This is a genomic window from Propioniciclava sp. MC1595, assembly GCF_017569205.1.
Taxonomy (GTDB): domain Bacteria; phylum Actinomycetota; class Actinomycetes; order Propionibacteriales; family Propionibacteriaceae; genus Propioniciclava.
In genome coordinates this window covers 2,783,273-2,807,402 of record NZ_CP071870.1, presented here as the reverse complement: position 1 = coordinate 2,807,402, position 24,130 = coordinate 2,783,273, and the positions used below count along the sequence as shown (strand labels likewise).

Below are 24,130 nucleotides of genomic sequence, written 5' to 3'. Positions count from 1 at the left end.
GCGTGACCGTCCCCACCGTCAAGGCGCCCCGGGCGAAGGCCCCCGAACTCGACGCCGCGTGCGCCGAGGCGGTCGACCTCGCGCGGGCCGCGGCCGAGGGCCGCGCCGACGTGGCGGGGGTCGGTGACCACCTGGGCGTCGTCGCCGAGGGCGCGCGCGTGGCCACCCACTACTTCGAGGTCCTGCACCCCGGCTACACCGGGTGGCGCTGGGCCGTGTCCGTGGCGCGCGCCTCGCGCGCCCGGGTCGTGACGGTCAGCGAGGTCGTCATGCTGCCCGGCGAGGGCGCGCTCGTCGCCCCCGCGTGGGTGCCGTGGTCCGACCGGATCCAGGCGGGCGACGTCGGCCCTGGCGTGCTCATGCCGACGTCCGACAACGACCCCCGCGTCGAGGCCGGCTTCACCGGCGGCGACACCGCGCGGGACGCCGATCCGGCCGAGTGGGCCGCCACCCGGGCCGTCGTGGCCGAACTCGGCCTGGGCCGCGAGCGCGTGCTGAGCGTCTACGGGCGCGACGAGGCCGCCGACCGCTGGGTCGAGGGCGAGGGCGGCCCGCACAACGCGATGACCAAGCAGGCGCCCGGCAACTGCCTGGACTGCGCCTACTTCGTGCGGCTCACCGGTTCGCTCGGCCGCCAGTTCGGCGTGTGCGCGAACGAGTTCTCCCAGCGCGACGCCCAGGTCGTCACGGTCGACCACGGCTGCGGCGCCCACTCCGACGTCGTCGAGCCCCAGCGCGGGGTCGACCTGCCGCGTCCGGTGTGGGACACCATCACGACCGACGACCTGCTGTTCGACTGACCGCCGGCCGCGAGACGGCGCGATCCATCGGTGGCGATGGGCCCTAGGCTGCGTGCCATGTCTTCCAGCACCACAGCCCCGGCACCTGCGCGGTCCGGGCTCGACTCCTACTTCGGCATCTCGCGCCGCGGGTCGAGCATCGCCCAAGAGGTCCGCGGCGGCCTCGTCACGTTCTTCACGATGGCCTACATCATCGCGCTGAACCCGCTGATCATCGGCACCACGCCCGACAAGGACGGGAACCTCGTCAGCGGCCTGTCGGCCGCCGACCCGGCCAACATCGGGCCCACGATCGCCATGGTCGCGGCCGCGACGGCCCTGATCGCCGGCATCATGACGATCCTCATGGGTGTCGTCGGGCGGTTCCCGCTGGCGCTCGCCACCGGCCTCGGCCTCAACGCGATGCTCGCCTACGTGATCGCCCCGCAGGTGACCTGGCCGCAGGCCATGGGCCTGGTCGTGTGGGAGGGCATCATCATCCTCGTCCTGGTGCTGACGGGGTTCCGTGAGGCCGTCTTCCGCGCGGTCCCGCGCCCGCTGCGCACCGGCATCGCCGTCGGCATCGGCCTGTTCATCACGCTGGTCGGCCTGGCCGACGCCGGCATCGTCCGCCCGGGCAACCCGCTGCTGCAGCTGGGGGTCGACAACCACCTGCTCGGCTGGCCGATGGCCGTGTTCGTGCTCGGACTCATCGTGCTGGTGCTGCTGTTCGTGCGCCGCACGCCCGGCGCCATGCTGATCACCATCGTGGGCATGACCGTCGTGGCCGTCATCCTCGAGGCCGTGCTGAAGATCGGGGCGAAGCTCCCCGACGGCACCAACCCGACCGGGTGGATGCTCAACGTCCCGGCGATCGAGGGCTCCTTCTTCAGCCTGCCGGACCTCTCGCTGCTCGGCCGCGTCGACCTCTTCGGCGCGTTCACGGTCGGCCCCGAGGTGACGATCGCCATGCTGATGACGGTCTTCGCCCTGCTGCTGGCCGACTTCTTCGACTCGATGGGCACCATCGTGGCGGTGGGCGCCGAGGGCAACCTGCTCGGCTCCGACGGCAACCCCGAGCGCACCCGCGAGATCCTCGTCGTCGACTCGGTCGCCGCGATCGCCGGTGGCCTGGGCTCGGTCTCGTCGAACACCTCCTACATCGAGTCGGCCGCCGGTGTCGGTGAGGGCGCCCGCACCGGTTTCGCGTCCGTCGTGACCGGCATCGCCTTCCTGCTCAGCCTGTTCCTCGCGCCGCTGGTCAAGCTCGTCCCGTCCGAGGCCGCCGCGCCCGCGCTGGTGTTCGTCGGCTTCCTGATGCTGAGCCAGGTCATCCACGTCGACTGGACCGACCCGGAGGAGGGCTTCCCCGCCTTCATCACGCTGATCGCCATGCCGTTCACCTACTCGATCACGGTGGGCATCGGCGCCGGCTTCATCTTCTACGTCCTCATCAAGCTCGCCCGCGGCAAGGCGCGCGAGGTGCACCCGCTGCTCTACGTGGTCGCGGCCGCCTTCGTGCTCTTCTTCGCCGAGGGCGTGATCGGCGCGCTGATCAGCTAGTCGGGGCGGTACCACACGACGAGGTCGGGCGCGGGGCGTCCGGCCTCGTCGGCGCTTGCGGCCCAGACCGGGAACCCGGCCAGCCACTGGGTGATGCGCCGCGCCAGCGGGGCCGCGGACGGGGCCAGATCCGGCAGCGCCGCGGTCCACGCGGACGCCATCGCCTCGGCCCGGTCGCGGCGGACATACCCGTCGGCCATGCCGGGCAGCTTCTTCACCGGGATGCCGGTGGGCCGGTCGAACAGCTGGCGCAGGCCGAAGCGGCTGGGCAGCCCCGCGGAGGCGAGCGCGAAGTCCAGGTCGTCGATCGTCCGGTCGTCGGCGGGCAGCGCCAGGCTGTCCCAGGCGGTGTCGGCGATCACGGCGTTCACGAGCGCCCACGCCGCGGTGCGCCGGTCGGGCGGGACCTCGCGCCCGTGGGCCACGTCGTCGACGTCGCGACCGGTGGGGATCTCGGGTCGCACGACGGGGGCGCCGACCGCCTGGCGGCTGAACGGGCCCAGCTTCGACAGCAGGCTGCCCCGGCCCGGCCGGTCCTCGGGCGGCCACGTCGCCAGGGCGAGCGACCGCAGCCGCCCGACCGCGGCGTCCGTGCCCGCGAAGGCGTCCCGCAGCTCGTCGATCCCGATCGCGTGGAGGCTCACCGTGCCCATGGGTCCAGCCTTGGCCATGGGGCCGCGATGGGCAAGGGGGGCGGGGCCGCGCGGATAGACTGGCCGGGTGAGGCTCAAGGCGCGCAACCGCATTGTGACCGGCGCGTTGCTGCTGCTGGTCCTGCTCGTGGTGTTCGGCGCCCTGCTCAGCGGCGCCCCGCCCGCCCGCGCGGCCGAGGCGTTCACCCTCGAGGGCCGCGCCGCGCCGCTCGGTATGGCCACCGACCACGCGCGCGACCGCTACTGGGTGCTGGAGAGGGCCTCCGGGCGCCTGCAGATCACCGCGATCGGCGCCGACGGCATGGTCCAGGGCCGGATGAGCTCCCGGGACACGGTGTCCAGCGCGCAGGGGCTGGCCTTCTGGGACGGCGAGGCGTGGGTCGGTGACATCGGCGGGCGCCGCGAACAGGTGGTCGTCCTCCGCATCACCGAGCCGTGGCCGGGCACCGAGATCCGCAACGCCGTGCCCTACGCGCTGACCTACCCCGACGGCCGCCACGACGCGGCCGCGCTGCTGGTGGACGGGGACCACCGCCTGCACGTCGTCACCCGGGGCGAGGGCGCCGGCGTCTACCGGGCGCCCGCGGACCCCTCGTCGAGCGGTCCCAACGCCCTCGAACGCGTCGCCGACGCGCCGTCGGCGGAGATCACCGACGGCGTGGTCCTCCAGGACGGTCGCTGGGTGCTGCGCGACGCCACGACCCTCTACACGCTCGACCCGGCGTCCCTCGCGGTCGTCGACGAGTCCGCGATCGGGGTCGAGGAGCGGGGGCGCAGCGTCACCGAGTCCCTGACCCTGGGTTCGGTGCTGACCGCGCTCGGCCCGGCCGGCGAGGTGACCAGCACCGCGGTGCCCGGTCCGACGCCCTCGGCGTCCCCGACGGCCCGCCCCGTGCGCACGGTCGCGCCCCCCGCCGAGGCCGGCACGCCCGACCCCACCCGCACCTTCGAGCAGACGGGCACCACGACCGCGATGACCGCGGCGCTCGTGCTGGCGGGGCTGGCGGCCGTGGTGGTGTTGTTCCGCCGTTGAGGATCGCGGATAGGGTGGTGGGCGTCCGCGCGGTCGTCGCGTGGCCGGCGGAGCTGGGAGGGGGCGCTGGGTGAGCGACCTGATCGACACCACCGAGATGTACCTGCGCACGGTGTACGAGCTCGAGGAGGAGGGCGTCCCGCCGCTGCGCGCGCGCATCGCCGAGCGCCTGGCCCAGAGCGGCCCCACCGTCAGCCAGACCGTCCAGCGCATGGAGCGCGACGGCCTGCTGCGCGTGGCCGACGACCGGACGATCGAGCTCACCGAGGTGGGTCGGGCCAAGGCCACGTCGGTCATGCGGAAGCACCGCCTCGCCGAGGTGCTGCTCACCGAGGTCATCGGCCTCCCGCTGGAGCTGGTCCACGAGGAGGCGTGCCGGTGGGAGCACGTGATCTCCGACGCGGTCGAGGAGCGCATCGTCGCCATCCTGGACGCACCCTCGCGCTCGCCCTACGGCAACCCCATCCCCGGCCGGGGGGCGATCGGGCCCTCGGGGCCGGAGGCCGACGGCGTCCGCACGCTGGCGTCCGCGCTCGCCGGCACGGGGGAGGGCTCGGTCGTCGTGGAGCGCCTCACCGAGGTCATCCAGTCCGACGCCGAGCTGATCGCGCTGCTCCAGGAGGCCGGCGTCCGACCCGGGCGCACCGTCAACGCCGAACTCGACGGCACCGTCCTGCGCCTGGTGGGCGAGGGCGGGGTGCCCCACACCGTCGAGGCCGAGGTGGCCCACCACCTGTTCGTCCGCAGCTGATGTCCGCGCTGCTCGACGCCGCGCTCCTGCGCCCGCTCCTCGACGGGCACTGGTACGACGCGCTGTCGGCGGTGCTCGACGCCGAGGTCCGGGCCGGCCACGGCACCCCCGACCTCATCCGCGCGCGCGACCTGGCGACCGCGGCCAAGCGGGTGCTCGACCTGGACGCCGAGGACTTCGGCGCCATCGCCGCCGCCTTCCCGCGGGCCGAGTGGCGCGACGAGCTGAACGGGGCCTGCTTCCCCGCCGAGCCGCGCAGCCCCGAACGGGGCGCCCTGGGCTCGCTGGTGCCCCTGTACGAACTCATGCTCGAGGTCCTCGACCTGCGGGCCCTGCGCCACGAGCCGCTGCAGGTCGTCGTGACGGCGCACCTGATGGCCGAGTACCTGCCCCAGCTGGCCTGGGAGTCGACGCTCGGCCACGCGGGCGACCCACTCCGCCTGCGCGAGGACGTGGGGGAGCGCTGGGGGTCCGACGACCCGGCGTGCGCCCACTCGGCACCCCTGCGCACCACCGCGCGGCGGGCCTTCCACGCCTGCTCCGGCGACCTGGCCGGCTACACCGCCTACCTCGACCGCTTCCACAGCCGGCAGGGGACCGCGCTCGCGATCTGCGCGATGCACCACCTCGCCACCGAGGCGGGCGAACGACCGGACGCCGGCGACACCTGCCCGAACCCGTGCCGCTGGGCGCTGCGTGGGACGCGGGAGGAACAGCGCGACCTCGACGCCCGCGTCCGCCTCGCCCTGCTGTACGAGGAGTCGCCGATCGTCGCCCTGCGCCACCACGCGCCGGTCGGGCACTTCTTCGGCGTGCCCAGCACGTCCGAGATCTCGGCGGCCTGGCTGGCCACGTGGGAACGGCTCGCGACGCCGTGGCCGGACGGCAGCAACCCGCTGCTGCTGCCGGACGCCGTGCCGGGCCGCCCGGACGACACCGAGGCCCTGCCCGGGTTGTCCGCGCTGGTCTCGGCCGTCGCCGGGCGCACGATCGGACCGGGACGGCTGCTGCGCGACATCGGGCTCGAAATCGGCCACTCGATCGGGTCACTGGAGGGGGCATCGTGAAGAAGGGCTTCGACTGGGGCGCCTACCTGGCGGCCTTCCACGCGGCGAGGCCGGGCATCACCGAGGAGGTGCTGTCGCGCACGCTGTCGGGTGGCCACACCTCCTACCGCTGGCTCGCCCGCGCGGTGTCGCCGCGGGCGCAGGTCGTCGTCGACCTGGCGTGCGGGTCCGGCGCGATGGGCCGCGAGCTCGCCCTGGCGGACCGCACGGTGCTCGGCGTCGACCTCGCCGAGTCCGAGCTGCGGCTGGCCGACGCGCGCGGCGACGGGCCGTTCATCTGCGCGGACGCGCTGAACCTGCCGTTGGCCGACGCGTCGGTGGACGCGGTCGTCTCGTCGATGGGGGCGGTGGTGATCCAGCCGGCCCGTGCCCTGTTCACCGAGGTCGGACGCGTGCTCAAGCCGGGCGGCATCTTCGCGTTCACCGCGCCGACCGTGCTGCCCCTCCACCCGCGCGACTTCGCCACGTCGCTGGGCGTGGTCACCCGGTTGCGCTCGTTGCCGCGGTTCCCCGGGCCCACGGAGGTCACCGGGTACGTCGACGCGCTCGTGGGCACCGGCCTGCGCAAGGTCGAGGACGCCCGGGAGCGCTACCACTTCGAGGTCTCCTCCCCCGAGGACGCGGAGCTGATCGTGGGGGCCCTGTACCTGCCGACCACGTCCCAGAAGCGCCGGGACGCCGCGGTGAACTGGCTGGTGGACCGCACGATCAAGGAGGGCCCCGTGCGCATCTCGATCGCGATGCGACGCTTCGTCGTGCTCAAGCAACCGGTCGCGACGCGGGACGCCGAGCTGTAGGGGTCGGCCCTGTCGGGGAATGCCTCGCGCGCCCACGGTGTTGAGGAGCGCGTACCTACGAGAGGAAACATCCCATGGCCACCGTCGAGCTGACCGCCGAGAACTTCGCCAGCACGATCGAGAACTCCGACACCCTGTTCATCGACTTCTGGGCCGCTTGGTGTGGCCCGTGCCGCATGTTCGCCCCCGTCTTCGAGGGCGCCGCGGAGAAGCACGCCGACGCGACCTTCGCCAAGCTCGACACCGAGGCCCAGCAGGAGATCGCGGCCGCGCTCGAGATCCAGTCGATCCCGACCCTCATGGCCTTCCGCGGCGGCGTCCTCGTCTACCGCGAGGCCGGCGCCATGAACGCCGCGGGCTTCGACCAGCTCGTCGAGGCCGTCAAGGCCCTCGACGTCGAGGAGGTCCGCCAGCAGGCCGCTGCCGCGCAGGCCGCCCACGAGGCCGGCGACCACGCCGACCACGACCACGGCGACCATCAGCACTGAGTCACCGGTCCGACGCCCCTCGCCCCCACCCGCTCCCTCGGGTGGCTGGGTGGGGGCGTCCGGCGTTTCAGGCAACCGGGCGGGCGGGAATGAACCGGCCGCCCAGTGAGTTGAAGAATCAACTACTTTGAGAGGCACGTCATGGATCTCCAGTTCGGGCTCGACACCTTCGGTGACGTCACCGTCGACGGCGCGGGCAAGCCGGTCACGCAGGCCCAGGTGATCCGCGACGTCGTGGCCCAGGGCGTCCTCGCCGACTCCCTCGGCGTCGACTACTTCGCCATCGGGGAACACCACCGCCCCGACTTCGCCGTCAGCGCGCCTGACACGGTGCTGGCTGGCCTCGCCACCGCGACCGGGAGGATCCGCCTCGGGTCGGCCGTCGTGGTGCTGTCGTCGGACGACCCGATCCGCGTGTATGAGCGCTTCGCCACCATCGACGCGCTCAGCGGCGGGCGGGCCGAGCCCGTGCTGGGCCGCGGGTCCTTCATCGAGTCCTTCGGGTTGTACGGCTTCGACCTGGCCGACTACGAGAAGCTCTTCGAGGAGAAGCTCGAGGTCTTCTCGCTGCTGCGCGAGGAGGGCCCGGTCACCTGGACGGGCACCTACCGGACGCCCCTTGCCGACGTCGACGTGTTCCCCAAGACCGAGGGCGGACGCATGCGCTCCTGGGTCGCGGTCGGCGGATCGCCGCAGTCGGTCGTCCGCGCCGCCCACCGCGGGTTCGGGCTGCAGCTCGCGATCATCGGCGGCCCCGCCCAGCGCTTCAAGCCGTTCGCCGACCTGTACCGCCGCGCGGTGGACGAGTTCGGCGTGACGACCGAGATGCCCGTCGCCGTGCACAGCCCCGGCCACGTCGCCGAGACGGACGAGCTGGCGGCCGAGCAGTTGTTCCCCCACTTCAAGGCCCAGCGTGACCGCATCGGCCGGGAGCGGGGCTGGGGAGCCATGGGGTCCGACGAGTTCACCCATGAGATCGAGCACGGGGCGCTGTACGTCGGGTCGCCGGAGACGGTGGCGGCCAAGATCGCCGCGACCGTGCGCGAACTCAAGGTCGACCAGTTCGACCTGAAGTACGCCAACGGGCCCATGCCGCACAGCCAGCTGATGAAGTCCATCGAGCTGTACGCCACGCGCGTCGTCCCGCTGGTGCGGGAGATGCTGGCCTGACGCTCGGCGACGAGCCCACCGTGCACGGTGGCAACGGAACCGGCCGGGGGTCGGGACCTCAGCGGGCCAGGAGTCCGCGGGTCGGGACGGTCCACAGGCCCTCGCCCTGGACTCCCCATCGCTGGAGCAACGCGTTCGCTGCGAGGATCCCGGTCGTTGCGGCGCGCTCCATCAGCGCCACGGGATAATCGCTGCGTACCCAGTCCCCGGCCAGGACGAGCCAGGAGGCAGGTGTCTCCACCCCCGGACGGTCGTTCCACGGGGATGGGGTGATGAGGGTGCAGTCGTCCTGAACCAGCACCTCTTGGTGCAGCGTCCGCATGTGCGCTGTTTCGGGGAAGACCCGGTGCATCTCGCTGGTCAGGTGCTGGACCAGGCGTTCGGTCGAGCCCTCGTTCCCGAGAACGTCCGGGTCGCACGCGTAGGCGTGCAGTTCCACGACGGATCCTCCGTGTGTCCGGCTCCAGGCGGCGGCTCCTGCCTCGAAGCGTTCCAGCACCGAAACGTTGTCGAGCGCGCCGTAGCCGCTGGTGCCCAGGAAGGCGGGGCGCTGGGGGGCGACCAGCGCATCGAGCCACAGCCGCACCACGGCGAACGGGGGTGCGTTGACCGTCTCGGCGACCCGGCGCGTGAACGCGTCCATCGGCCCAGAGGGGTCGCCGATGCCGGCCACCAGGGAGCGGGCAGTGCGGGGGTCGGTGGCCAGGACGACGGCGTCCGCCTCGATGAGCTCGCCGTGGTTGGTCCGGGCTCCGGTCGGGCCGATGGTGCTCACGCGGACGCCGGTGCGTACCTCCACGCCGAGTCGGGCCAGGTAGTGGCCGAGGGGTTGCCACAGGGCGGTGTCGTAGTCGTCGTCGGGGACGTCGAACAGGAGTCCTTCGGCCGAGCCCATGAAGTAGGTGTGGAACATGGCGACCAGTTCGCCGGCGGCGAAGTCGTTCGGATCGGCGAAGAAGGAGCGTGCGAACACCTCGAGGGCGAGGTCGCGTGCGTCGGCGGGGAAGCGCAGTCGGTCCAGGAACGCGGCGGCCGATTCGCCGTCGTAATGGCTGTAGGTGTCGGGGAAGCGGACGCGCAACAGCTCCAGGGCGGCGGGTACGTCGACCTTCGCCAGGGACGCGAGTGTGAATGAGGGGCTCCGGGCGACAAACCCCATGACGCTGAACGGTGGCGTCCTGGGGATGTTGTTGAAGGAGTCCCGCATTCCGTCGGGACGCTGCAGTGGGTAGTCGCGTATCGGGATCAGCCGTGCCAGGTCGGGGTCGGGTCGGCGCAGCACCGCTCGTAGGTTGTAGTACTGGCGGAAGAAGGCGTGGAAGCCGCGACTCATGGTGCGTCCGTCCTCGAGCGGCCACGCGGCGACGCGTCCGCCGAGTCGGGGTGATGCCTCCACCAGCGTCACTCGGACTCCGCGTTCGGCCAGGATCGTGGCGGCCGACAGGCCGGCGATGCCGCCTCCGACGACGACGACCTTCGCTTCGCCCGTCAGGCGCTCGGCACCGGAGGGACCGGGGTGGTGGACGGCGCGCCGATCGCGGCCGGGGCGGGCGGGTCGCTTCATGCGGTCTCCTGGGGCTTGCGGGCCATGTAGAGGTGGAGGATGCCGTGTTGCCAGCCGGGCACACTCCGGGTGGCGATGTCCACGAAGCCGGCGGTGTGGAGCTGCTTCATGAATTGCGTCGGTGTGTCGAACTCCATCACGCTGCGCCAGAGGTAGGTGTACAGCGAGGGGTTGCGGTCGAGCAGGGCTCCGAGCGGGATGATGACCAGCCAGCTCACGATGCTCCACACCAGTTGCGCGCGGAATCGCTCGCGCACGGAGTACTCGACGACGGTCAGGGTGCCGCCGGGTGTGAGCAGCGCCTGGATCTCCGCCAGTGAGTCTCGGCGTTGAGCGGGTGTGAGGTTGCGGAAGAGATAGGCCGACAGGATGCCGTGGTGGGTTCCGGGCTGCCACGCTTGGGTGTCCAGCGAGCCGGCGGTGGCCTCGGCGAAGGTGACCGACGCAGGCCAGTGTTTGGCGCGGGCGCGGCTGAGCATGCCGGGGGAGGCGTCCAACCCTTGGATGTGGGTGTCGGGTGGGGCTGCGTCCACCAGTGCTCGGGTGGATGCTCCCGAACCGCAGGCGAGGTCGAGGAGGCGCCATGGTCCGGGCTGGCCGCGCAGCGTGTCCACCAGTGATGCGGCTGCCCTGCGCAGATGGGCGTGGTAGCCGGGGTTGAGGGCGACCATGAGGTCGTAGTGCCGCGCCCCGCGGTCGAACGCTGCTCGGGTGCTCATGGTTGCTGGTGGCGGTCCACGCGGCCTCGGACGCCGGTCCAACGCGAGGGGCGTAGCGCGCCGACTGCGGCTTGGCGACCGAACAGGGCCAGCTTCTCGTGGGCGGGTACCCGGATGCGTCCGTTGAAGACGTCGTAGTCGGCTGCTTCGATCCGGTCGAGGATCCGTTGGTACAGGGTCAGGGCGGTGCCAACGCAGCGGCGCGAGGCTTCGGGCAGATAGGGCAGGCCATCGGCTGCGTGGGCGTACAGCGTGCGGTTGCGGGCGACCTGCTCGGCCATGAACGTGCGCCACTGCGGCGTCACCTGGCGCAGGTGGGGGTCGGCGCCGTGCCTGGCGAGCTCGTCCTGGGGTAGGTAGACGCGGCCACGGCTGAGGTCCTCGTCGACGTCACGCAGGAAATTGGTGAGTTGAAAGGCCAATCCCAGAGAGCGTGCGTGGTCGCGGGCAGCGTCGCTGGTGGGTTCCAGGACGGGCAGCATCATCTCTCCGATGACGGCCGCCGAGCCCTCCATGTAGCCGTCGCGGAGCGCGGGCCACGTGGGCCAGGTGGAGTGGGTCAGGTCGAGCGCCATGGCGTTGAAGAACCGCTCGAAGCACTCGGGGTCGGTGCCGCGTCGCCGCAAGCTGTCGATCACCGAGGCCATCACCGGTTCGTCCGAGGTGCCGCGGGCCAATGCCGCGAAGAACCAGGCGCGGAACGCGTCGAGACGCTCCGTCGGGGTGCCGTGGGCCGGCACCGAAGGGTGGGGGGTCTTGTCCGGCTCGTCGACGATGTCGTCGGCCAGTCGGCACAGCGCGTAGACCGCGTGCACGTCCCGGCGCTGGGGTGGGGGCAGGAGCAGGGCGCCCCAGTAGTACGTGGTGCCGTGCTCGCGGGTGAGGCGTGCGGCGGTGCGGTACCCGTCCTCCAGCAGGGTGCTCACCTGGTCATCTCCGCAACGCGTCGGGCGGCGAGCTTCCCGGAGATGAGCACCATGGGGATACCCACACCGGGGGTGGTGCTCGACCCGGCGAAGACCAGGCCCTTCACGCGCTTGTCGACGTTCTTGGCGCGGAAGGGGCCGGTCTGGCGGAACGTGTGGGCGAGCGCGAACGGGGTTCCCGCTGCCATGCCCTGCGCCAGCCAGTCCTGGGGAGTGACCAACTCCTCGGTCACGATGTCGGTGGGGTAGCCCCAGCGTTGCAGGTCGGTGAGCATGCGTTCGCGCAGGCGGGGGCCTTCGCTGGGCCAGTCGAGCCGGCCCACCTCCAGGTTGGGGGTGGGTTCCAGGACGTAGAGGCTGGTGCAGCCCTCGGGTGCCGCGTCGCGGTCGTGCAGGGACGGGACGGCCACGAAGCGGGAGGGGTCGGCCATGGGACGCCCGCGCCGGAGCAGGTCGTCGAAGGCGTCGTGCCACTGCTGCCCGAAGTGGATGTTGTGGTGGGCGGCCTCCGGCGGTGGGGCGCCCTTGACGCCCAGGTGCCACACCACGCACGAGGGGGAGTAGCGCCCCCGCGCGGCGACGCGGGGTGTGGGGACCTCGGGAAGGAGCTCTTCGTAGGCGACCGGGAGGTCCAGCGTGCAGACCACGGCATCCGCGTTCAGGCGTTCTCCACCTGCCAGCCGCACGCCGGTGGCTCGCCCCTGCGCGCAGGTGATGCGGTCCACCGTGGCCCGGTAGCGGAACTCGACCCCGGCGTCCATGGCGGCCTGCGCCATCGCATCGGGGACCGCGCGCATGCCTCCTTCGGGGAACCAGACGCCCTCGACCGAGTCCATGTAGGTGATGACGGCGTACAGCGCCAGCGCCTGGGCGGGCGCGAGGCCGGCGTACATCGCCTGGAAGCTGAAGATGCGGTGGAGGCGCGGGTCGGAGAAACGGCGCTCGATGGCGGGACCGAGGCGGTCGAAGCCGCCCAGCGCGACCAGACGGGCGGCCGCGACCGGGTTGCGCAGCAGGTCGGTCGGGCGGTCGAAGTTCACGTCGATGAAGTGGGGCAGTTCAGCCAGGTACAGCTTGCGCAGCCAGACGACGAACTCCTCGTAGGCGGCGGCGTCGACCGACCCGCACTCGCGGGCGATCTCGGCGCGCATCGCCTCCACTCCGTGGCGCACGTGGAGGGTGGAGCCGTCGTCGAAGCACGCACGGTAGGCCGGGTCGAGCAGCTGCATCGTCAGGTAGTCGTCCGCGCGGCGACCCACCGCACGGAAGGCCTGGTCGAGCAGGTCCACCATGGTGAACACGGTCGGGCCGGAGTCGAAGGTGAACCCGTCGCGCTCGATGCGGCCGCTCCGCCCCCCGGGCACAGCAGCACGCTCGAGCACCGTGACGTGGTGACCCTGCCCCCGCAGGTGCAGCGCAGCGGACAGGCCGGACAGGCCGGCTCCGATGACGATTACGTTCATGCGTCCCTCCAGGCGATGGCGCGGGCCGCGGATCGCAGCCCCTCGATGCCGGCTTCGGTGAGCTGGCCGTGGGCGAGGCAGGCGTCGGCGCGTGCCACGGCGTCCTCAATCATGGTTTCGATGTCGTCGCGGACGCCAGTGGATACCAGGGCATCACTCACCACGGTGACGTCGCCCGGGCGAAGATCCACGGTCCCGAGGCGGGTGAGTGCCTCGCGGGCGGGACCTTCCAGGCGCTCGAAGGCCAGTGCGAGGATCACCGTGGCCTTGCCCTCGGCCAGATCGTCGCCAGCCGGCTTCCCGGTGAGCGCCGGGTCGCCCCAGATCCCCAGCTGGTCGTCACGCAGGGCGAAGGCGCGGCCGATGTGCTCTCCCCATTGCTGCAGTGCGGCGCACGTGCCCTCCGCGGCGTCCGCAGCGAGCGCGCCAAGCTGCAGGGGGCGCTCGATGGTGTACATGCCTGACTTGAGCCGGGCGATGTGCTCGGCGTGGGCAAGGTCACGTCGACCTGCCGCGGCGCCGGTGAGATCGGCGCGTTGCCCGACCATCAGCTCGACGCAGAGCTCGAACCACAGGCGGCGCAGTCGGAGGGGGAGCGGCTGGACGAGGCTGTCGGCCAGCGTGTGCGCCAAGTCGCCCAAGAGCATGGCGAGGTTGACCCCGAAGGCGTTGGGCTCACCGGCGGCCCCCGCCTGCCGGTGCCATTCGGCGGCCTCGACGTGTGCGGCTGGCATCCCGCGACGTGACCCCGACTCATCCATGATGTCGTCGTGCACCATGGCGAACAGGTGCAGGGTCTCCAGGGCCGCGGCGATCCGGATCAGCCCCGGATAGTCGGGGCCGGCGATGTCACCGCCGGCCGCCACGAAGGCCCAGTGGAGCATGGTGGCGCGCAGGCGCTTGCCGCGCCCCACGAGCAGGCGTTCGAGCCAGGCCGGCAGGTCGTCAGGGAGCACCTCGACGCCCTCGGCACGGTTGGTCCGCTCCCAGGTGCCGGCCAGGTCGCGCAAGGTGGTGGTCAGCAGCCCGTCCACGCGGTCGACGAAATCCGTGGGCGAAGGGGCCGGGGCGCACGAGGCGCCCTCGAGCGCGAGCGCGACGCGGGGCACCTGGAGGACGCTCCACGGGCTGTACACAGCGGGGGTGGCGGTGATCGCGGCCACCAGGTCCTCCCACCTCACCCAAGCGTGCTCAGCGACCTCGTCCGGGTCGGGGGCGACGCGGGAGGAGGAGACGTGGCCGATGAAGACGGGGCAGAACTCGTTCTCCACGATTCCGCTGGCGTCCACCGCCCGATAGCGGAAGTCGGGCACCGCCGGGAGCAGCTCGGTGACCTCCAGGCCCAGTTCCTCCCTCACGCGCCGCCGGGCCGCTGCCTCGATGTCCTCGCCCGGAAGCGGGTGCCCGCAGCAGCTGTTGGTCCACACGCCCGGCCAGGTGGCCTTGTGGAGGGCACGCCGCGTGATCAGCACCCGGCCCTCGGGATCGAACAGGTACGTGGAGAAGGCGAGGTGGAGCGGGGTCTGGCGCGTGTGGACACTACGCCGGTCGGCGGCGCCGACGGGCTGGCCCTGCTCGTCGAGAAGCACGACTTCGTCGGCGACGGCGACGTCGGGTTCGCGCGGCGCAGAGTCTTGCCGGACGGGCATCTGAAGTTCCAAGGTTCGTCCAATCGTGCGCGGTCGCTGTCCGGGGGAACACCAAATCGTTGCAGAAAGCACCCTGTCCACTCCACCCCCCGCGTCGCCACTCTAGTTCAGACAATGAAGGAAATGACCCCTCCAAAGAAGGATCGCCCGACAGCGCTCGGGTGCGGCTGGGTCTGGGGTCAGATCACCTAGAGTGGCGGGGACACCCATGGAGGAGTGTGATGGAGCCGGACCCTGGCCACCGCAAGGCGCACCGCCCCGGAGAGAGCGCCGGGCCCCGGATCGAGCGCCGGGGCCGTACCGTTCGCGTCCGATCGCTCGAGGCCGCCAGACAGGTGCTGCGGGCGCGTCAGCGCACGACCCAAGCTGGGTTCACCGCCGAGTCCATCCCGCAGGGCGTCCTGAAGCACCATCCCATCCTGATGTCGGACGGTCCGCTCCACGACCAGCAGCGCACGAAGGTGGCCCGCTTCTTCGCCCCCTCCGTGGTGCGCGAGCGGTACACCGGCCTGATGGAGTCGTGCGCCGAGCGGATCGTCGCAGAGGCCGTGTCCTCACCTCGGTGCCGACTCGACGACCTCGCCCTGTTCTACTCCGTGGAGGTCACCGCCCAGGTCGTCGGGCTGACCGGCTCCGACGTGCGCTCGATGGCGCGTCGCCTGGTGACGTTCTTCAACCAGCCACCCTTCGACCTCGACCAACCGGGCCTGGGGCGTACCCGCCGGCAGTGGATGCAGGCGGCGGTCAACGGTCTCGTGCCGCTGGTCCGCTTCTACGTCGCCGACGTCCGGCCCGCCGTCCGGGCTCGCCGCCGGGAGCCCGCCAACGACGTCATCAGCCACCTCATCGCGGAGGGTTACACCGACACCGACATCCTTGTCGAGTCCGTGACCTACGGGACCGCAGGCATGGTCACCACGCGCGAGTTCATCTGCATGGCTGCCTGGCACCTCCTGACCGATGACTCCCTTCGGGGCCGGTTCCTCGAGGGCGAGCAGGAGGAAAGGCTTGCGATCCTGAACGAGGTCATCCGGCTGGAGCCCGTCGTCGGCCACCTGTACCGCCGTGTCCACGAGGGTTTCACCATCCGCGACCGGGACACCCAGGTGGCGCTGGAGCCCGGGGACCTCGTCGACGTCCACGTCCGCAGCACCAACACCGACCTCGACGCGGTCGGCGACCAGCCGTTGAACGTGTGTCCGGATCGACAGAGGGCCCGCGGCGTCGACCCGGCCGGGATGACGTTCGGTGACGGGGCCCACAAGTGCCCTGGCCAACCACTCGCGTTGCTGGAGGCCGATGCCCTGCTCGTGCGCCTCTTGGCGCGCGAGGTCCGGATCGTGCGGGAACCTTCGATCGAGTGGGACGACCTGATCGAGGGTTACATGCTGCGCGACTTCGAGCTCCAGGTGCGGTGAAGCCCCGCACGGGGGCGAGCGGGGCCGCCGCACGCAGCGGCCGGGCCCGCCATTCACCGCCCGAACGTCGCCGCCACCAGCCGACGTTGGGCCTTCCCGGGCATGCGCCGGAAGATGCCCCACATGGCCCCCAGGACGCTGAGTGCGCTGCTCTGGCGGGACAGGAACGCACGTTGCTGGCCGGGACGTAGCCGTCCGAAGGCGTCGAAGAGCTCGATGGTGGTGTCGGAATCCAGACGGAGCAGCGCCCGCAACGCGAGGGACCGCACGTGGTCGCCGGCGCGCGTGGGATCCGGAACAGGAGTGCGACCGGCAGCGATGGCGGAGGCCAGGCGTGGGGCGCTGGCCAGCGCGTGCGCGACCGAGTACCCGCTGACCGGATGGCCTCCGCGCCCCGCCGTGCCGATCGCGACCACCCCCGGCGGGGGAGGGGCGCCGCGGCCCAGCATGGGGATGCGCACGACCTCGCGGCCCAACGGGGTGGCGATCGCTGCGGGGTCGACGCCGCGACGCTCGAGCCGTCGCCCCAGCCGAACCTTCAGCGTGTCGATCGGGACGCCCGGGGCAGCGGCGAGACAGGTCTCCTCCAGCAGCACCTGACCGTCGCCCAACGGCAGCGCGTACAGGAACGACGCAGGATCCTCGGGGCGGTCGGGGTCGGCCGCCCAGTCCGGGGTGAAGTCCATCAGGAACCCCTCGGCGTGGCCCAGGGCGGGGGCGGCCAGAGCGCTCGGGAGGACGATGCCGTACGCCGTCTGGTGGGGGGTGAGGTCGTCCCGAACCCTGCCGTCCGGCCGGGCGCCCCGCGCGTCGACGACGACGCGTGCGCGCCCCGACAGGGCCAACACGTCGTCGTCGTCCAGCCTCGACCGCTCGATCTCGACGCCGGTGAGGGGGAGGGCCGCCTGGAGGGCTGGGTTGTCCAGGATCACGTACGTGCGCGTCAGGTCGTATGCCGCTCGACCCCGGATCTCGGGGTGATCCACGCGCGCTCTCACCACGGTCGTGGGGAGGTCGCCCAACTCGTCCGCCCACATTCCGAACGTGGGAGCCCACACGGCATCGGGGTGGGGATCCACCGCGAGCACCCGCAGGCCCGCGCTGGCGCAGGCCGACGCGAGGGCCCTGCCTGCCGGGCCCAGGCCCACGATCGCGACATCGAACACCCGGTCACCCTAGCCCCGCGTCATGTCCAAGGTGGTTGGGTCGCGATGCCGATCACGCCTAGTGTGGGGACATGACCATGGCGCCCCGCACCCAGACACCCCGGCAGGGCTGCTGAGATGGCGGCGATCGCGGAGTTCCGCGCCTTCCTGGCGGCGTCGTTGGTCACCCCGGTCGAGCGCACCCGCACCGAGAGTGTGTCAGCTCGGCGCCGCCGTCGGGTCGTGGTGGGCGTCACCGTCGTCCTGGGCGCGGTCGGCCTCGGGCTGGCCCTGGCCGTCCGGCCCGGCGACCCGCTGTTCTACCTGGCCTCGCTCGGCGTCGCCCTGTTGTGGATCGCCGGTGCGATCGTGTCCGGCCCCCTCCATCTCGGCGCGGCGCGGACCCGCAGCGGGGACACGAGCCTCGGTCTGCTGCAAGGGTTCCTGCTGGGGCTCCTGCTGCTGGCCGTCTTCCTGGTCGGGGCTCTGGTCGTCGCGCAGGTGCCGATCCTGCGGGGACCCGTCGAGGGGTTGCTGGACCACGCCCGCTACGGCGCACTGTGGGTCGTGGCCCTGGTCACGGCGGTCAACGGGATCGCCGAGGAACTGTTCTTCCGCGGTGCCGTCTACGCCGCGTTGCCCCCGCGCATCAACGCCTTGGGCAGCACCGCCCTCTACGCGGCGTCCACCTTGTTCTCGGGGGTGCTGCTGCTCACCTTCGCCGCCATCTGCCTCGGGTTGCTGACCGCAGCCCAGCGGCGCGTGACCGGTGGCGTGCTGGGCCCCATCGCCTCGCACCTGACCTGGTCGATGGGGATGCTCTTCCTACTTCCACCCGTCTTCGCCCTGGGAGGCTGATATGCCTGATCGCACCGCCCTCGTCACGGGGGCATCCGGCTACGTCGGATCCCAACTCGTGCCCGCCCTCCTGGAACAGGGATGGACCGTCCGGGTCCTGGCGCGCAACCCCGGAGGACTCGCGCAGGCGTGGCGCGACCGGGTGGACGTCGTGCAGGGCGACGCGACCGATCCGGACGCGCTGGCTGAGGCACTGGCGGGCTGCCGGGTGGCGTACTACCTGCTGCACTCGATGGACGGCAAGGGTGACTATCGTGACCGGGACCGCCGGCTGGCCCGCCGGTTCGCCGACAGCGCCCGCGCCGCCGAGGTGGGCCGCATCGTCTACCTGTCGGGATTACACCCCCAGGGCAGGCTGTCCGACCACCTCGCCTCCCGCGTCGAGGTGGGGGAGATCCTTTTGGAGTCCGGTGTCCCGACGGCTGTTCTGCAGGCGGGGGTGGTCCTCGGTGAGGGGTCGGCGTCCTTCGACATGCTGCGCCACCTCACCGAGCGTCTTCCCGTCTCGTTCGGACCCAAGTGGCTGCGCAACCGCATCCAGCCCATCGCGGTGAGCGACGTCGTCCACTACCTCGTGCGCGCGGCCGACCTGGATCCGGGCGTGAACCGGACGATCGACGTCGGCATGCCCGAGCAGTTGACCTACCTCGAGATGATGCGCCGCTACGCCGCTGCCACGGGCCTGGGACCCCGCCTGGTGGGGACGGTGCCGGTGTTGACGCCCCGCCTGGCGTCGCTGTGGGTCGGACTCGTCACCCCCGTCCCGGCCGGTATCGCCCGGCCGTTGGTGGGCAGTCTCATCCACGATGCGGTCAAGTCAGAGGATGACGCCGCGACCCTCCTCGGGGACCCCGAAGGGGGCCTGAAGGGCTTCGAGGACGCCATCGCCCTGGCAACCCGGGACATCGACCCCCACCGCTGGGGCAGGACGCTGGCAACCGTGTCAGCAGCGGTCGCGGCGACCGCTGTGGCCGGTTCCCAGCTCACCGACCCGGACAGCGCCTGGTACCGGTCGCTGCGCAAGCCAACGTGGCAGCCCCCGGCCAGCGCGTTCCCGATCGTGTGGACCGGTCTCTACGCGATCATCGCGGTGGCGACCACCGCCGCGATCACCGAAGCCGAGGAGGCCGGCGACCTCGAAAAGGCCGCGGACCTCCGCCGGTCGTTGGCGGTGAACCTTCCGCTCAATGCTGCCTGGAGCGGGATCTTCTTCCGATCGCGCAACCTGCCCGCCGCGACCCTGGGCGCCGCGGCGCTGGCCGCCTCGTCCGCCGATCTTGCCCGCCGAGCCGCCGCGACTGGGTCCGGCAAGGCGGTCGGGCTGGGGCTCTACGCCGTCTGGTGCGGGTTCGCGACGGCGCTGTCGGCTGAACTAGCCCGCCTGAACCGGTGACCGATGGCTGAGATCGTCTGGCTCCGCCGCGACCTGCGGCGCAGTGACCTGCCCACGCTGGGGGCCGCGACCGCCTTGGGGGGTGAGGTGGCCATCGTGTTCGTCCTGGACCCGGATGGTTGGGCTGCCCTCGGGGCACCCAAGCGCACGTTCACGGCGCGCACCCTGCTGGCGACCCGAGCGGCCTATGAGGGCCGGCTCACCCTGAGGCGGGGTGATCCCGTGACGGTGATACCCGCCCTGTCCCGCGAGTTCGCCGCCCCCAGTGTCCACGTGTCGGCGGAGACCGAACCGGACGGAGCGGCCCGCGACGCGAGGGTGGAGGCCGCCCTCGCGGCGTCGGGGGTGTCGCTGGTCCGCACCGGCAGCCCGTATGCAGTCACCCCCGGACGGGTGCGCCGCAAGGATGGCTCGCCCTACCGGGTCTTCACCCCGTTCAGCGCGGCGTGGTTCGAGCACGGCTGGAGGCCACCGGCCGAGGAGCCGGCCGGACTGCGGCTGGCTGCCGACCGCAGCGACCCGGACGCCTGGGCCGAGGTCGAACGTGCCGCGGCGGTACGGGACGTGGCGCTCCCCGACGCCGGGGAGCAGGTTGCCCTCGACGCGTGGCACCGGTTCCTCGCTGGACCGCTGGGCACCTACGACGCCGACCGCAACCGACCCGACCTCGACGGCACCTCCCGCCTGTCGCCCCACCTGTCGGTCGGGGCGATCCACCCCCGCACGTTGCTCGCCGACCTCGAGGCGCACGGCGGTCGGGGGGCGGATCGTTTCCGGACCGAGCTGGCGTGGCGCGAGTTCTATGCCGACGTGCTGCACCACCACCCGGCTTCGGCGACGGACGACCTGAACCACTCCCTCGCCGACCTTGCCTACGACGAAGTTCCCGACCGCGTCGCGGCCTGGAAACAGGGACGCACCGGGTACCCCATCGTGGACGCGGGCATGCGCCAACTGCTGGGCGAGGGGTGGGTGCACAACCGTGTGCGGATGGTGACGGCCAGCTTCCTGGTCAAACACCTGCACACACGCTGGCAGGTGGGGGCCGAGCACTTCCTGACGCACCTCGCGGACGCCGACCTGGCCTCCAACCAGCACGGCTGGCAATGGGTCGCCGGCACCGGCACCGACGCGGCCCCCTACTTCCGGGTGTTCAACCCCACGCTGCAGGGCGAGCGCTTCGACCCCGAGGGTGACTACGTGCGCCGCTGGGTCCCCGAACTACGCGGCATCCCGGGGTCGGCCGTCCACCAGCCGTGGAAGCTCCCCGCCCAGGCACGCGGCGACTACCCGGACCCGCTGGTCGACCTCCGTGTCGAGCGCGCCGAGGCGTTGGGCCGGCTGGCCGCCAGCCGAGTTCAGGGCTGAGGCGGTTGGGGTGGCGCCTCTTGTCCGGAGGATTCCGGGGTGAGTGGCATGATGGCCCATCCCTCAGAGAGCGTCCCGGGGGCGAGCTCACGGCGGTCCCCCGGGTTGAGACTGGCCAAGGAGAGCGCCTCCCAGAATTCCGGGTGACGTTCGCAGTGGAGGATGGCGGTGATGTGGCCGCGGATGGGCGCCTTGGAGCGGTGCGCCGTCACTTGGATGTAGCGGTGGCCCGAGTGGGTGGCGCGCCAGGCCAGAACCTGGGGTTTGTGAAGGATAAGCGTCCAAGCGAGGAGCTCTGAGGGCGACTCGACGGTGGCGGTGACGTCTCCGACGATGTCGAGCTCGCGGCTGATGCGGAGGAGGATCGCAAGTTCATGAGCTTCCTTGGACGGGTACATTTCTCTCCTTCCTGTGGGGCGTTGGTCGGACTTCAGGGGGTCGGGACGCATCCCGACCCCCTGAGGACTCCAGAATGCGGTGTCCGTTCAGGCGCTGATCTCCTTGGCGGAATCGCCGGACGTGATCTCGACCTTGCGTGGCTTGGCCTTCTCGGCGATGGGAATCCGGATCGTGAGCACGCCTGCGTCGTAGTTGGCGGAGAGCTGGTCGGCGTCCAGCGTCTCGCCCAGGAAGAGCTGACGGCTGAACACCCCGTAGCTGCGCTCGTCCACGATGCGCTCGGTGTCACCGGCGGGGGGCTTGCGCTCCGCGTGAACAGTGAGCACGTTCTGCTCCACCATCAGGTCGATCGAGTCGGCCGAGACCCCTGGCAGGTCGAGGTCGACCACAAACGAGCCATCGTCCCGGTAGGCCGTCATGGGCATGGCGGCCGGGCGGGCGCGCGTGCCCAACATGGCCTCGGCCAGACGGTCGAAGTCCCGGAACGGATCGGTGCGCATCAACATGGGTTCTTCCTCCTAACCGTGTGATCTGAAGAGCACTGCGCCGGTACTCTTCAGATTATCTAAACTAGAGACTTCAGATTTTGGTTGGCCTGTGCAAAGATGTCAAGCAGCACGTCGAAGAAGTCGGGGAAGGTCGGATCGGGGAGTCATGGAGGGGAAGCGAGCGGAGGCGCTGCGGTTGCTGGGTGTCCTTCCGGGCAGTGACCGGCGGACTATCAGAGCGTCCTATCGACGGCTGGCTCGGAAAAACCATCCCGACGTGTCGAAGCGCTCCGATCCGGCCGAGCGCGTATCACCCCGGCTCTTGCGCCGGTCCCCGCGGCTGGCGGCCAGGATCCCCCCACCGCCCTGGATCCTCGAACAGCCCCCCATCGTGCCTGGCCCGGTCCGGATCACGCCGGTAGCAGAGGACAGGCGTCTCGGACTCGGAGGTGCGCCATGGTGGATCTGAACACCGACCGGGCCCTGTACTCGATCTCCGTCGCCGCGGAAGTGACCGGGGTGAACCCTCAAATGCTTCGCATCTACGAGCAGAAGGGCTTGATCGAGCCCCACCGCACCGAGGGTGGAACTCGTCGTTACAGCACTCGGGAACTGGAGCGGATTGGCGAAATCGCGAGCCTGCTTGCTGCTGGGCTCAACCTCGCAGGGGTCGGGCAAGTGCTGTTGCTGCGTGCCGAGAACCTCGAACTACGCCGCGAGATCGAGCATCTCCGTCGAAAGCCGCCCTCGCCGACGTGACCCCCGCGTCTTCGCCCGGTCGGTGCTGGCCGAATCTGGTGAATCTTGTAGCCAAAGCGGATATTCAGGTGGCGGCCCCGGGAGGATTCGAACCTCCGACACATGGTTTAGGAAACCACTGGCGACCCCTAGGCAGCACGCGCAAAAGGCCGTTCTGACAGCCAAGTTGACAGCCTAACTCGGCCCCGAGCGCGGAAGGCGCTCGGCAAGTAGCCGGACAACGAAAAACGCCCCGCCCACCCGAGCCGTAGCTCAGGCAGGCGGGGCGCTCTCGCAGAGGCGGTTCAGCACCTAGGCCGTGTTGATCAAGAGGTTTCGCTCCTCGGTGGGTGAGTCTTGAACGGTGACGCGACAGGAGATCTCTGACGAGGTGTGGGCCGTGATGGAGCCGTTGATGCCGACGGTGACCGGGAGGTCGAGGCCGTGGACGGATCATCGCCTCGCGGTCGAGGGGATGGCGTGGAAGTACCGCACCGGGGCGCCGTGGCGGGACGTGCCGGAGCGGTTCGGTAAGTGGAACTCGATCTACAAGCGGTTCAACCGGTGGGCCGAGGACGGCACCTGGGAGAAGCTGCTGGCCGAGGTGCAGAAGCAGGCCGACGCCGCCGGGAAGATCGACTGGGTCGTCTCGATCGACTCCACGATTGCACGTGTGCATCAGCACGGCGCGACACTGAAGCGTGACACAGGGGTGAGTATTGGTGTCTCGGAGCACCACCGGTATTGCCGTTGAGCACCACTTGTTCGTGCGCGTGTTCTCGTCGTTGAGCGCCACCGAGTATTCGGCTTCAGCACCACCTTCTTAGGCTCCTTCTGCCGCGTGGCCAATCACGCGGCAGAAGGAGTAGTTCGGATGGTACGCAGGATCAAGGCGAAGCTGGTGTTGAGGCTTCGCGCGGAGGGGTTCTCGGCGCGGCAGATCGAGGCGCAGGGGATGTCGCGGCACTCGGTCATCGCGGTGTTCGACGCCGCCGACCGTGAGGGTATCGACTATCGCGAGGTCGCCGATGTCGACGACGCGGAGGTGTATGCGCGATTGTTTCCGGGGCGGGGTGAGCACGAGAGTGTTCACGCGCAGCCGGACTGGGACCGGGTCCACAAGGAGCTCGCGAAGGTCGGGGTGACGCTGAAGCTGCTGCATGGCGAGTACGTCGACGCCTGCCGGGCGGACGGGTCGCCGGCGATGGGCTACGACAGGTTCTGTAAGACCTACCAGCAGCACGTCCTCGTGATCGGGGCGGCGTCGCGGGTCGGGCACAAGGCCGGGCAGTCGGTTGAGGTCGACTGGTCGGGCAAGACGATGCAGCTGACCGACCCTGTCACCGGGCAGCAGACGCGGGTCTGCTTGTTCGTCGCGACGTTGCCGTTCTCACGGTTCGCGTTCGTCGAGCCGACGCTGGACATGAAGCAGGACACCTGGCTGCGCGCCCACGTCGCGATGTTCGACTGGTTCGGCGGCTCCGTCCCGCGGATCATCCCGGACAACCTGAAGACCGGGGGATCTCCCACCCGGCGGAGGGTGAGGTGGTCCTCAACGACGCGTATCGGGAGCTCGCGGCGCACTACTCGGCGGCGGTGCTGCCGGGACGGATCAAGAAGCCGAAGGACTATCCCGAGGATCTGGTTATCCCGAGTCGTGGCCGTTGCTGCTTGTCAACGGGGGCTGTGGCTGGGGATCCT

Annotated in this window: 23 protein-coding genes and 3 pseudogenes; 16 read left to right on the top strand and 10 right to left on the bottom strand. The window is 71.1% G+C overall.

Annotated elements, in window-relative coordinates; translation table 11 throughout:
- Positions 1-2 precede the first annotated feature (2 nt).
- Together J4N02_RS13550 and J4N02_RS13545 are read left to right on the top strand one after the other, a co-directional pair.
- Positions 3-800, top strand: coding sequence for a DUF3027 domain-containing protein (locus tag J4N02_RS13550; RefSeq protein WP_182816414.1), 798 nt, complete (start codon positions 3-5; stop codon positions 798-800).
- A 57-nt stretch (positions 801-857) separates the two neighbouring features.
- Positions 858-2,342 carry an NCS2 family permease gene (locus tag J4N02_RS13545; protein WP_188333597.1) on the top strand — a complete coding sequence of 495 codons (1,485 nt, stop codon included), beginning with the start codon at positions 858-860 and terminating at the stop codon, positions 2,340-2,342.
- On the opposite strand, the gene J4N02_RS13540 is transcribed toward J4N02_RS13545, so the two are convergent.
- On the bottom strand, positions 2,339-2,995 hold the full coding sequence (locus tag J4N02_RS13540) for a hypothetical protein (protein ID WP_188333596.1): 657 nt from the start codon (positions 2,993-2,995) through the stop codon (positions 2,339-2,341). The two genes, J4N02_RS13545 and J4N02_RS13540, sit on opposite strands and share 4 nt — an antisense overlap.
- A gap of 67 nt (positions 2,996-3,062) precedes the next feature.
- Here J4N02_RS13540 and J4N02_RS13535 point away from each other — a divergent pair, with 67 nt between their 5' ends.
- From J4N02_RS13535 to J4N02_RS13510, 6 genes are all read left to right on the top strand, one after another.
- Positions 3,063-4,028, top strand: coding sequence for a hypothetical protein (locus tag J4N02_RS13535; protein WP_188333595.1), 966 nt, complete (start codon positions 3,063-3,065; stop codon positions 4,026-4,028).
- A gap of 70 nt (positions 4,029-4,098) precedes the next feature.
- Positions 4,099-4,779, top strand: a complete 681-nt coding sequence (locus J4N02_RS13530; protein WP_182816422.1) for a metal-dependent transcriptional regulator — start codon at positions 4,099-4,101, stop codon at positions 4,777-4,779.
- Positions 4,779-5,846 carry a hypothetical protein gene (locus tag J4N02_RS13525; protein WP_188333594.1) on the top strand — a complete coding sequence of 356 codons (1,068 nt, stop codon included), beginning with the start codon at positions 4,779-4,781 and terminating at the stop codon, positions 5,844-5,846. Before J4N02_RS13530 ends, J4N02_RS13525 begins: the two co-directional genes overlap by 1 nt.
- The gene (locus J4N02_RS13520; RefSeq protein ID WP_188333593.1) at positions 5,843-6,643 is read left to right on the top strand and encodes a class I SAM-dependent methyltransferase; all 801 of its coding nucleotides are present in this window, start codon (positions 5,843-5,845) and stop codon (positions 6,641-6,643) included. The genes J4N02_RS13525 and J4N02_RS13520 overlap by 4 nt, the downstream gene beginning before the upstream one ends.
- A gap of 74 nt (positions 6,644-6,717) precedes the next feature.
- Complete coding sequence (trxA, locus tag J4N02_RS13515) at positions 6,718-7,131, top strand: thioredoxin (protein WP_188333592.1); 414 nt, start codon at positions 6,718-6,720, stop codon at positions 7,129-7,131.
- A 141-nt stretch (positions 7,132-7,272) separates the two neighbouring features.
- Entirely contained in the window at positions 7,273-8,301 is a 1,029-nt protein-coding gene (locus J4N02_RS13510; protein ID WP_188333591.1) for an LLM class flavin-dependent oxidoreductase, read from the top strand.
- 58 nt (positions 8,302-8,359) lie between these two features.
- Here J4N02_RS13510 and J4N02_RS13505 read toward each other — a convergent pair whose 3' ends face one another.
- The 6 genes and pseudogenes from J4N02_RS13505 to idi all read right to left on the bottom strand — a co-directional run.
- Positions 8,360-9,865, bottom strand: coding sequence for an FAD-dependent oxidoreductase (locus tag J4N02_RS13505; RefSeq protein ID WP_188333590.1), 1,506 nt, complete (start codon positions 9,863-9,865; stop codon positions 8,360-8,362).
- Complete coding sequence (locus J4N02_RS13500) at positions 9,862-10,584, bottom strand: class I SAM-dependent methyltransferase (RefSeq protein WP_188333589.1); 723 nt, start codon at positions 10,582-10,584, stop codon at positions 9,862-9,864. The genes J4N02_RS13505 and J4N02_RS13500 overlap by 4 nt, the downstream gene beginning before the upstream one ends.
- A complete protein-coding gene (locus tag J4N02_RS13495) occupies positions 10,581-11,510 on the bottom strand; it encodes a phytoene/squalene synthase family protein (protein ID WP_188333588.1) in 930 nt (309 codons plus the stop codon). The genes J4N02_RS13500 and J4N02_RS13495 overlap by 4 nt, the downstream gene beginning before the upstream one ends.
- Positions 11,507-12,973: a phytoene desaturase family protein gene (gene crtI / locus J4N02_RS13490; protein ID WP_188333587.1), complete on the bottom strand. Its 1,467-nt coding sequence runs from the start codon at positions 12,971-12,973 to the stop codon at positions 11,507-11,509. Before crtI ends, J4N02_RS13495 begins: the two co-directional genes overlap by 4 nt.
- Positions 12,970-13,890, bottom strand: a pseudogene (locus tag J4N02_RS17220) (polyprenyl synthetase family protein); the annotation flags it as partial. The gene crtI and the pseudogene J4N02_RS17220, both read right to left, overlap by 4 nt.
- 189 nt (positions 13,891-14,079) lie before the next feature.
- Positions 14,080-14,622, bottom strand: a pseudogene (gene idi, locus J4N02_RS17215) (isopentenyl-diphosphate Delta-isomerase); the annotation flags it as partial.
- Between the two features lie 221 nt (positions 14,623-14,843).
- Here idi and J4N02_RS13480 point away from each other — a divergent pair.
- Complete coding sequence (locus J4N02_RS13480; protein ID WP_188333585.1) at positions 14,844-16,040, top strand: cytochrome P450; 1,197 nt, start codon at positions 14,844-14,846, stop codon at positions 16,038-16,040.
- A 53-nt stretch (positions 16,041-16,093) separates the two neighbouring features.
- On the opposite strand, the gene J4N02_RS13475 is transcribed toward J4N02_RS13480, so the two are convergent.
- Positions 16,094-17,206, bottom strand: a complete 1,113-nt coding sequence (locus tag J4N02_RS13475) for a lycopene cyclase family protein (RefSeq protein WP_188333584.1) — start codon at positions 17,204-17,206, stop codon at positions 16,094-16,096.
- Positions 17,207-17,323: 117 nt separating this feature from the next.
- Here J4N02_RS13475 and J4N02_RS13470 point away from each other — a divergent pair, with 117 nt between their 5' ends.
- The 3 genes from J4N02_RS13470 to J4N02_RS13460 are packed head-to-tail and all read left to right on the top strand — an operon-like array spanning position 17,324 to position 20,804.
- The gene (locus J4N02_RS13470; RefSeq protein ID WP_188333583.1) at positions 17,324-18,043 is read left to right on the top strand and encodes a CPBP family intramembrane glutamic endopeptidase; all 720 of its coding nucleotides are present in this window, start codon (positions 17,324-17,326) and stop codon (positions 18,041-18,043) included.
- A gap of 1 nt (position 18,044) precedes the next feature.
- Positions 18,045-19,436 (top strand): tryptophan-rich sensory protein, encoded by a 1,392-nt coding sequence (locus J4N02_RS13465; protein WP_188333582.1) that lies wholly within the window; start codon positions 18,045-18,047, stop codon positions 19,434-19,436.
- A 3-nt stretch (positions 19,437-19,439) separates the two neighbouring features.
- A complete protein-coding gene (locus J4N02_RS13460; RefSeq protein ID WP_188333581.1) occupies positions 19,440-20,804 on the top strand; it encodes a deoxyribodipyrimidine photo-lyase in 1,365 nt (454 codons plus the stop codon).
- On the opposite strand, the gene J4N02_RS13455 is transcribed toward J4N02_RS13460, so the two are convergent.
- Together J4N02_RS13455 and J4N02_RS13450 are read right to left on the bottom strand one after the other, a co-directional pair.
- Positions 20,795-21,202 carry a hypothetical protein gene (locus J4N02_RS13455; protein ID WP_188333580.1) on the bottom strand — a complete coding sequence of 136 codons (408 nt, stop codon included), beginning with the start codon at positions 21,200-21,202 and terminating at the stop codon, positions 20,795-20,797. The genes J4N02_RS13460 and J4N02_RS13455 overlap by 10 nt on opposite strands.
- 87 nt (positions 21,203-21,289) lie before the next feature.
- Positions 21,290-21,709, bottom strand: a complete 420-nt coding sequence (locus tag J4N02_RS13450; protein WP_182816452.1) for an Hsp20/alpha crystallin family protein — start codon at positions 21,707-21,709, stop codon at positions 21,290-21,292.
- A gap of 148 nt (positions 21,710-21,857) precedes the next feature.
- On the opposite strand from J4N02_RS13450, the gene J4N02_RS17455 reads away from it, so the two are divergent.
- The 4 genes and pseudogenes from J4N02_RS17455 to J4N02_RS13435 all read left to right on the top strand — a co-directional run.
- Entirely contained in the window at positions 21,858-22,160 is a 303-nt protein-coding gene (locus tag J4N02_RS17455) for a DnaJ domain-containing protein (RefSeq protein ID WP_375539345.1), read from the top strand.
- Entirely contained in the window at positions 22,151-22,450 is a 300-nt protein-coding gene (locus J4N02_RS13445) for a MerR family transcriptional regulator (protein WP_243760808.1), read from the top strand. The genes J4N02_RS17455 and J4N02_RS13445 overlap by 10 nt, the downstream gene beginning before the upstream one ends.
- Positions 22,451-22,793: 343 nt before the next feature.
- Complete coding sequence (locus tag J4N02_RS13440; RefSeq protein WP_182816456.1) at positions 22,794-23,183, top strand: IS5 family transposase; 390 nt, start codon at positions 22,794-22,796, stop codon at positions 23,181-23,183.
- Positions 23,184-23,303: 120 nt separating this feature from the next.
- Positions 23,304-24,058: pseudogene (locus tag J4N02_RS13435) on the top strand (IS21 family transposase); the annotation flags it as partial.
- Positions 24,059-24,130 lie beyond the last annotated feature (72 nt).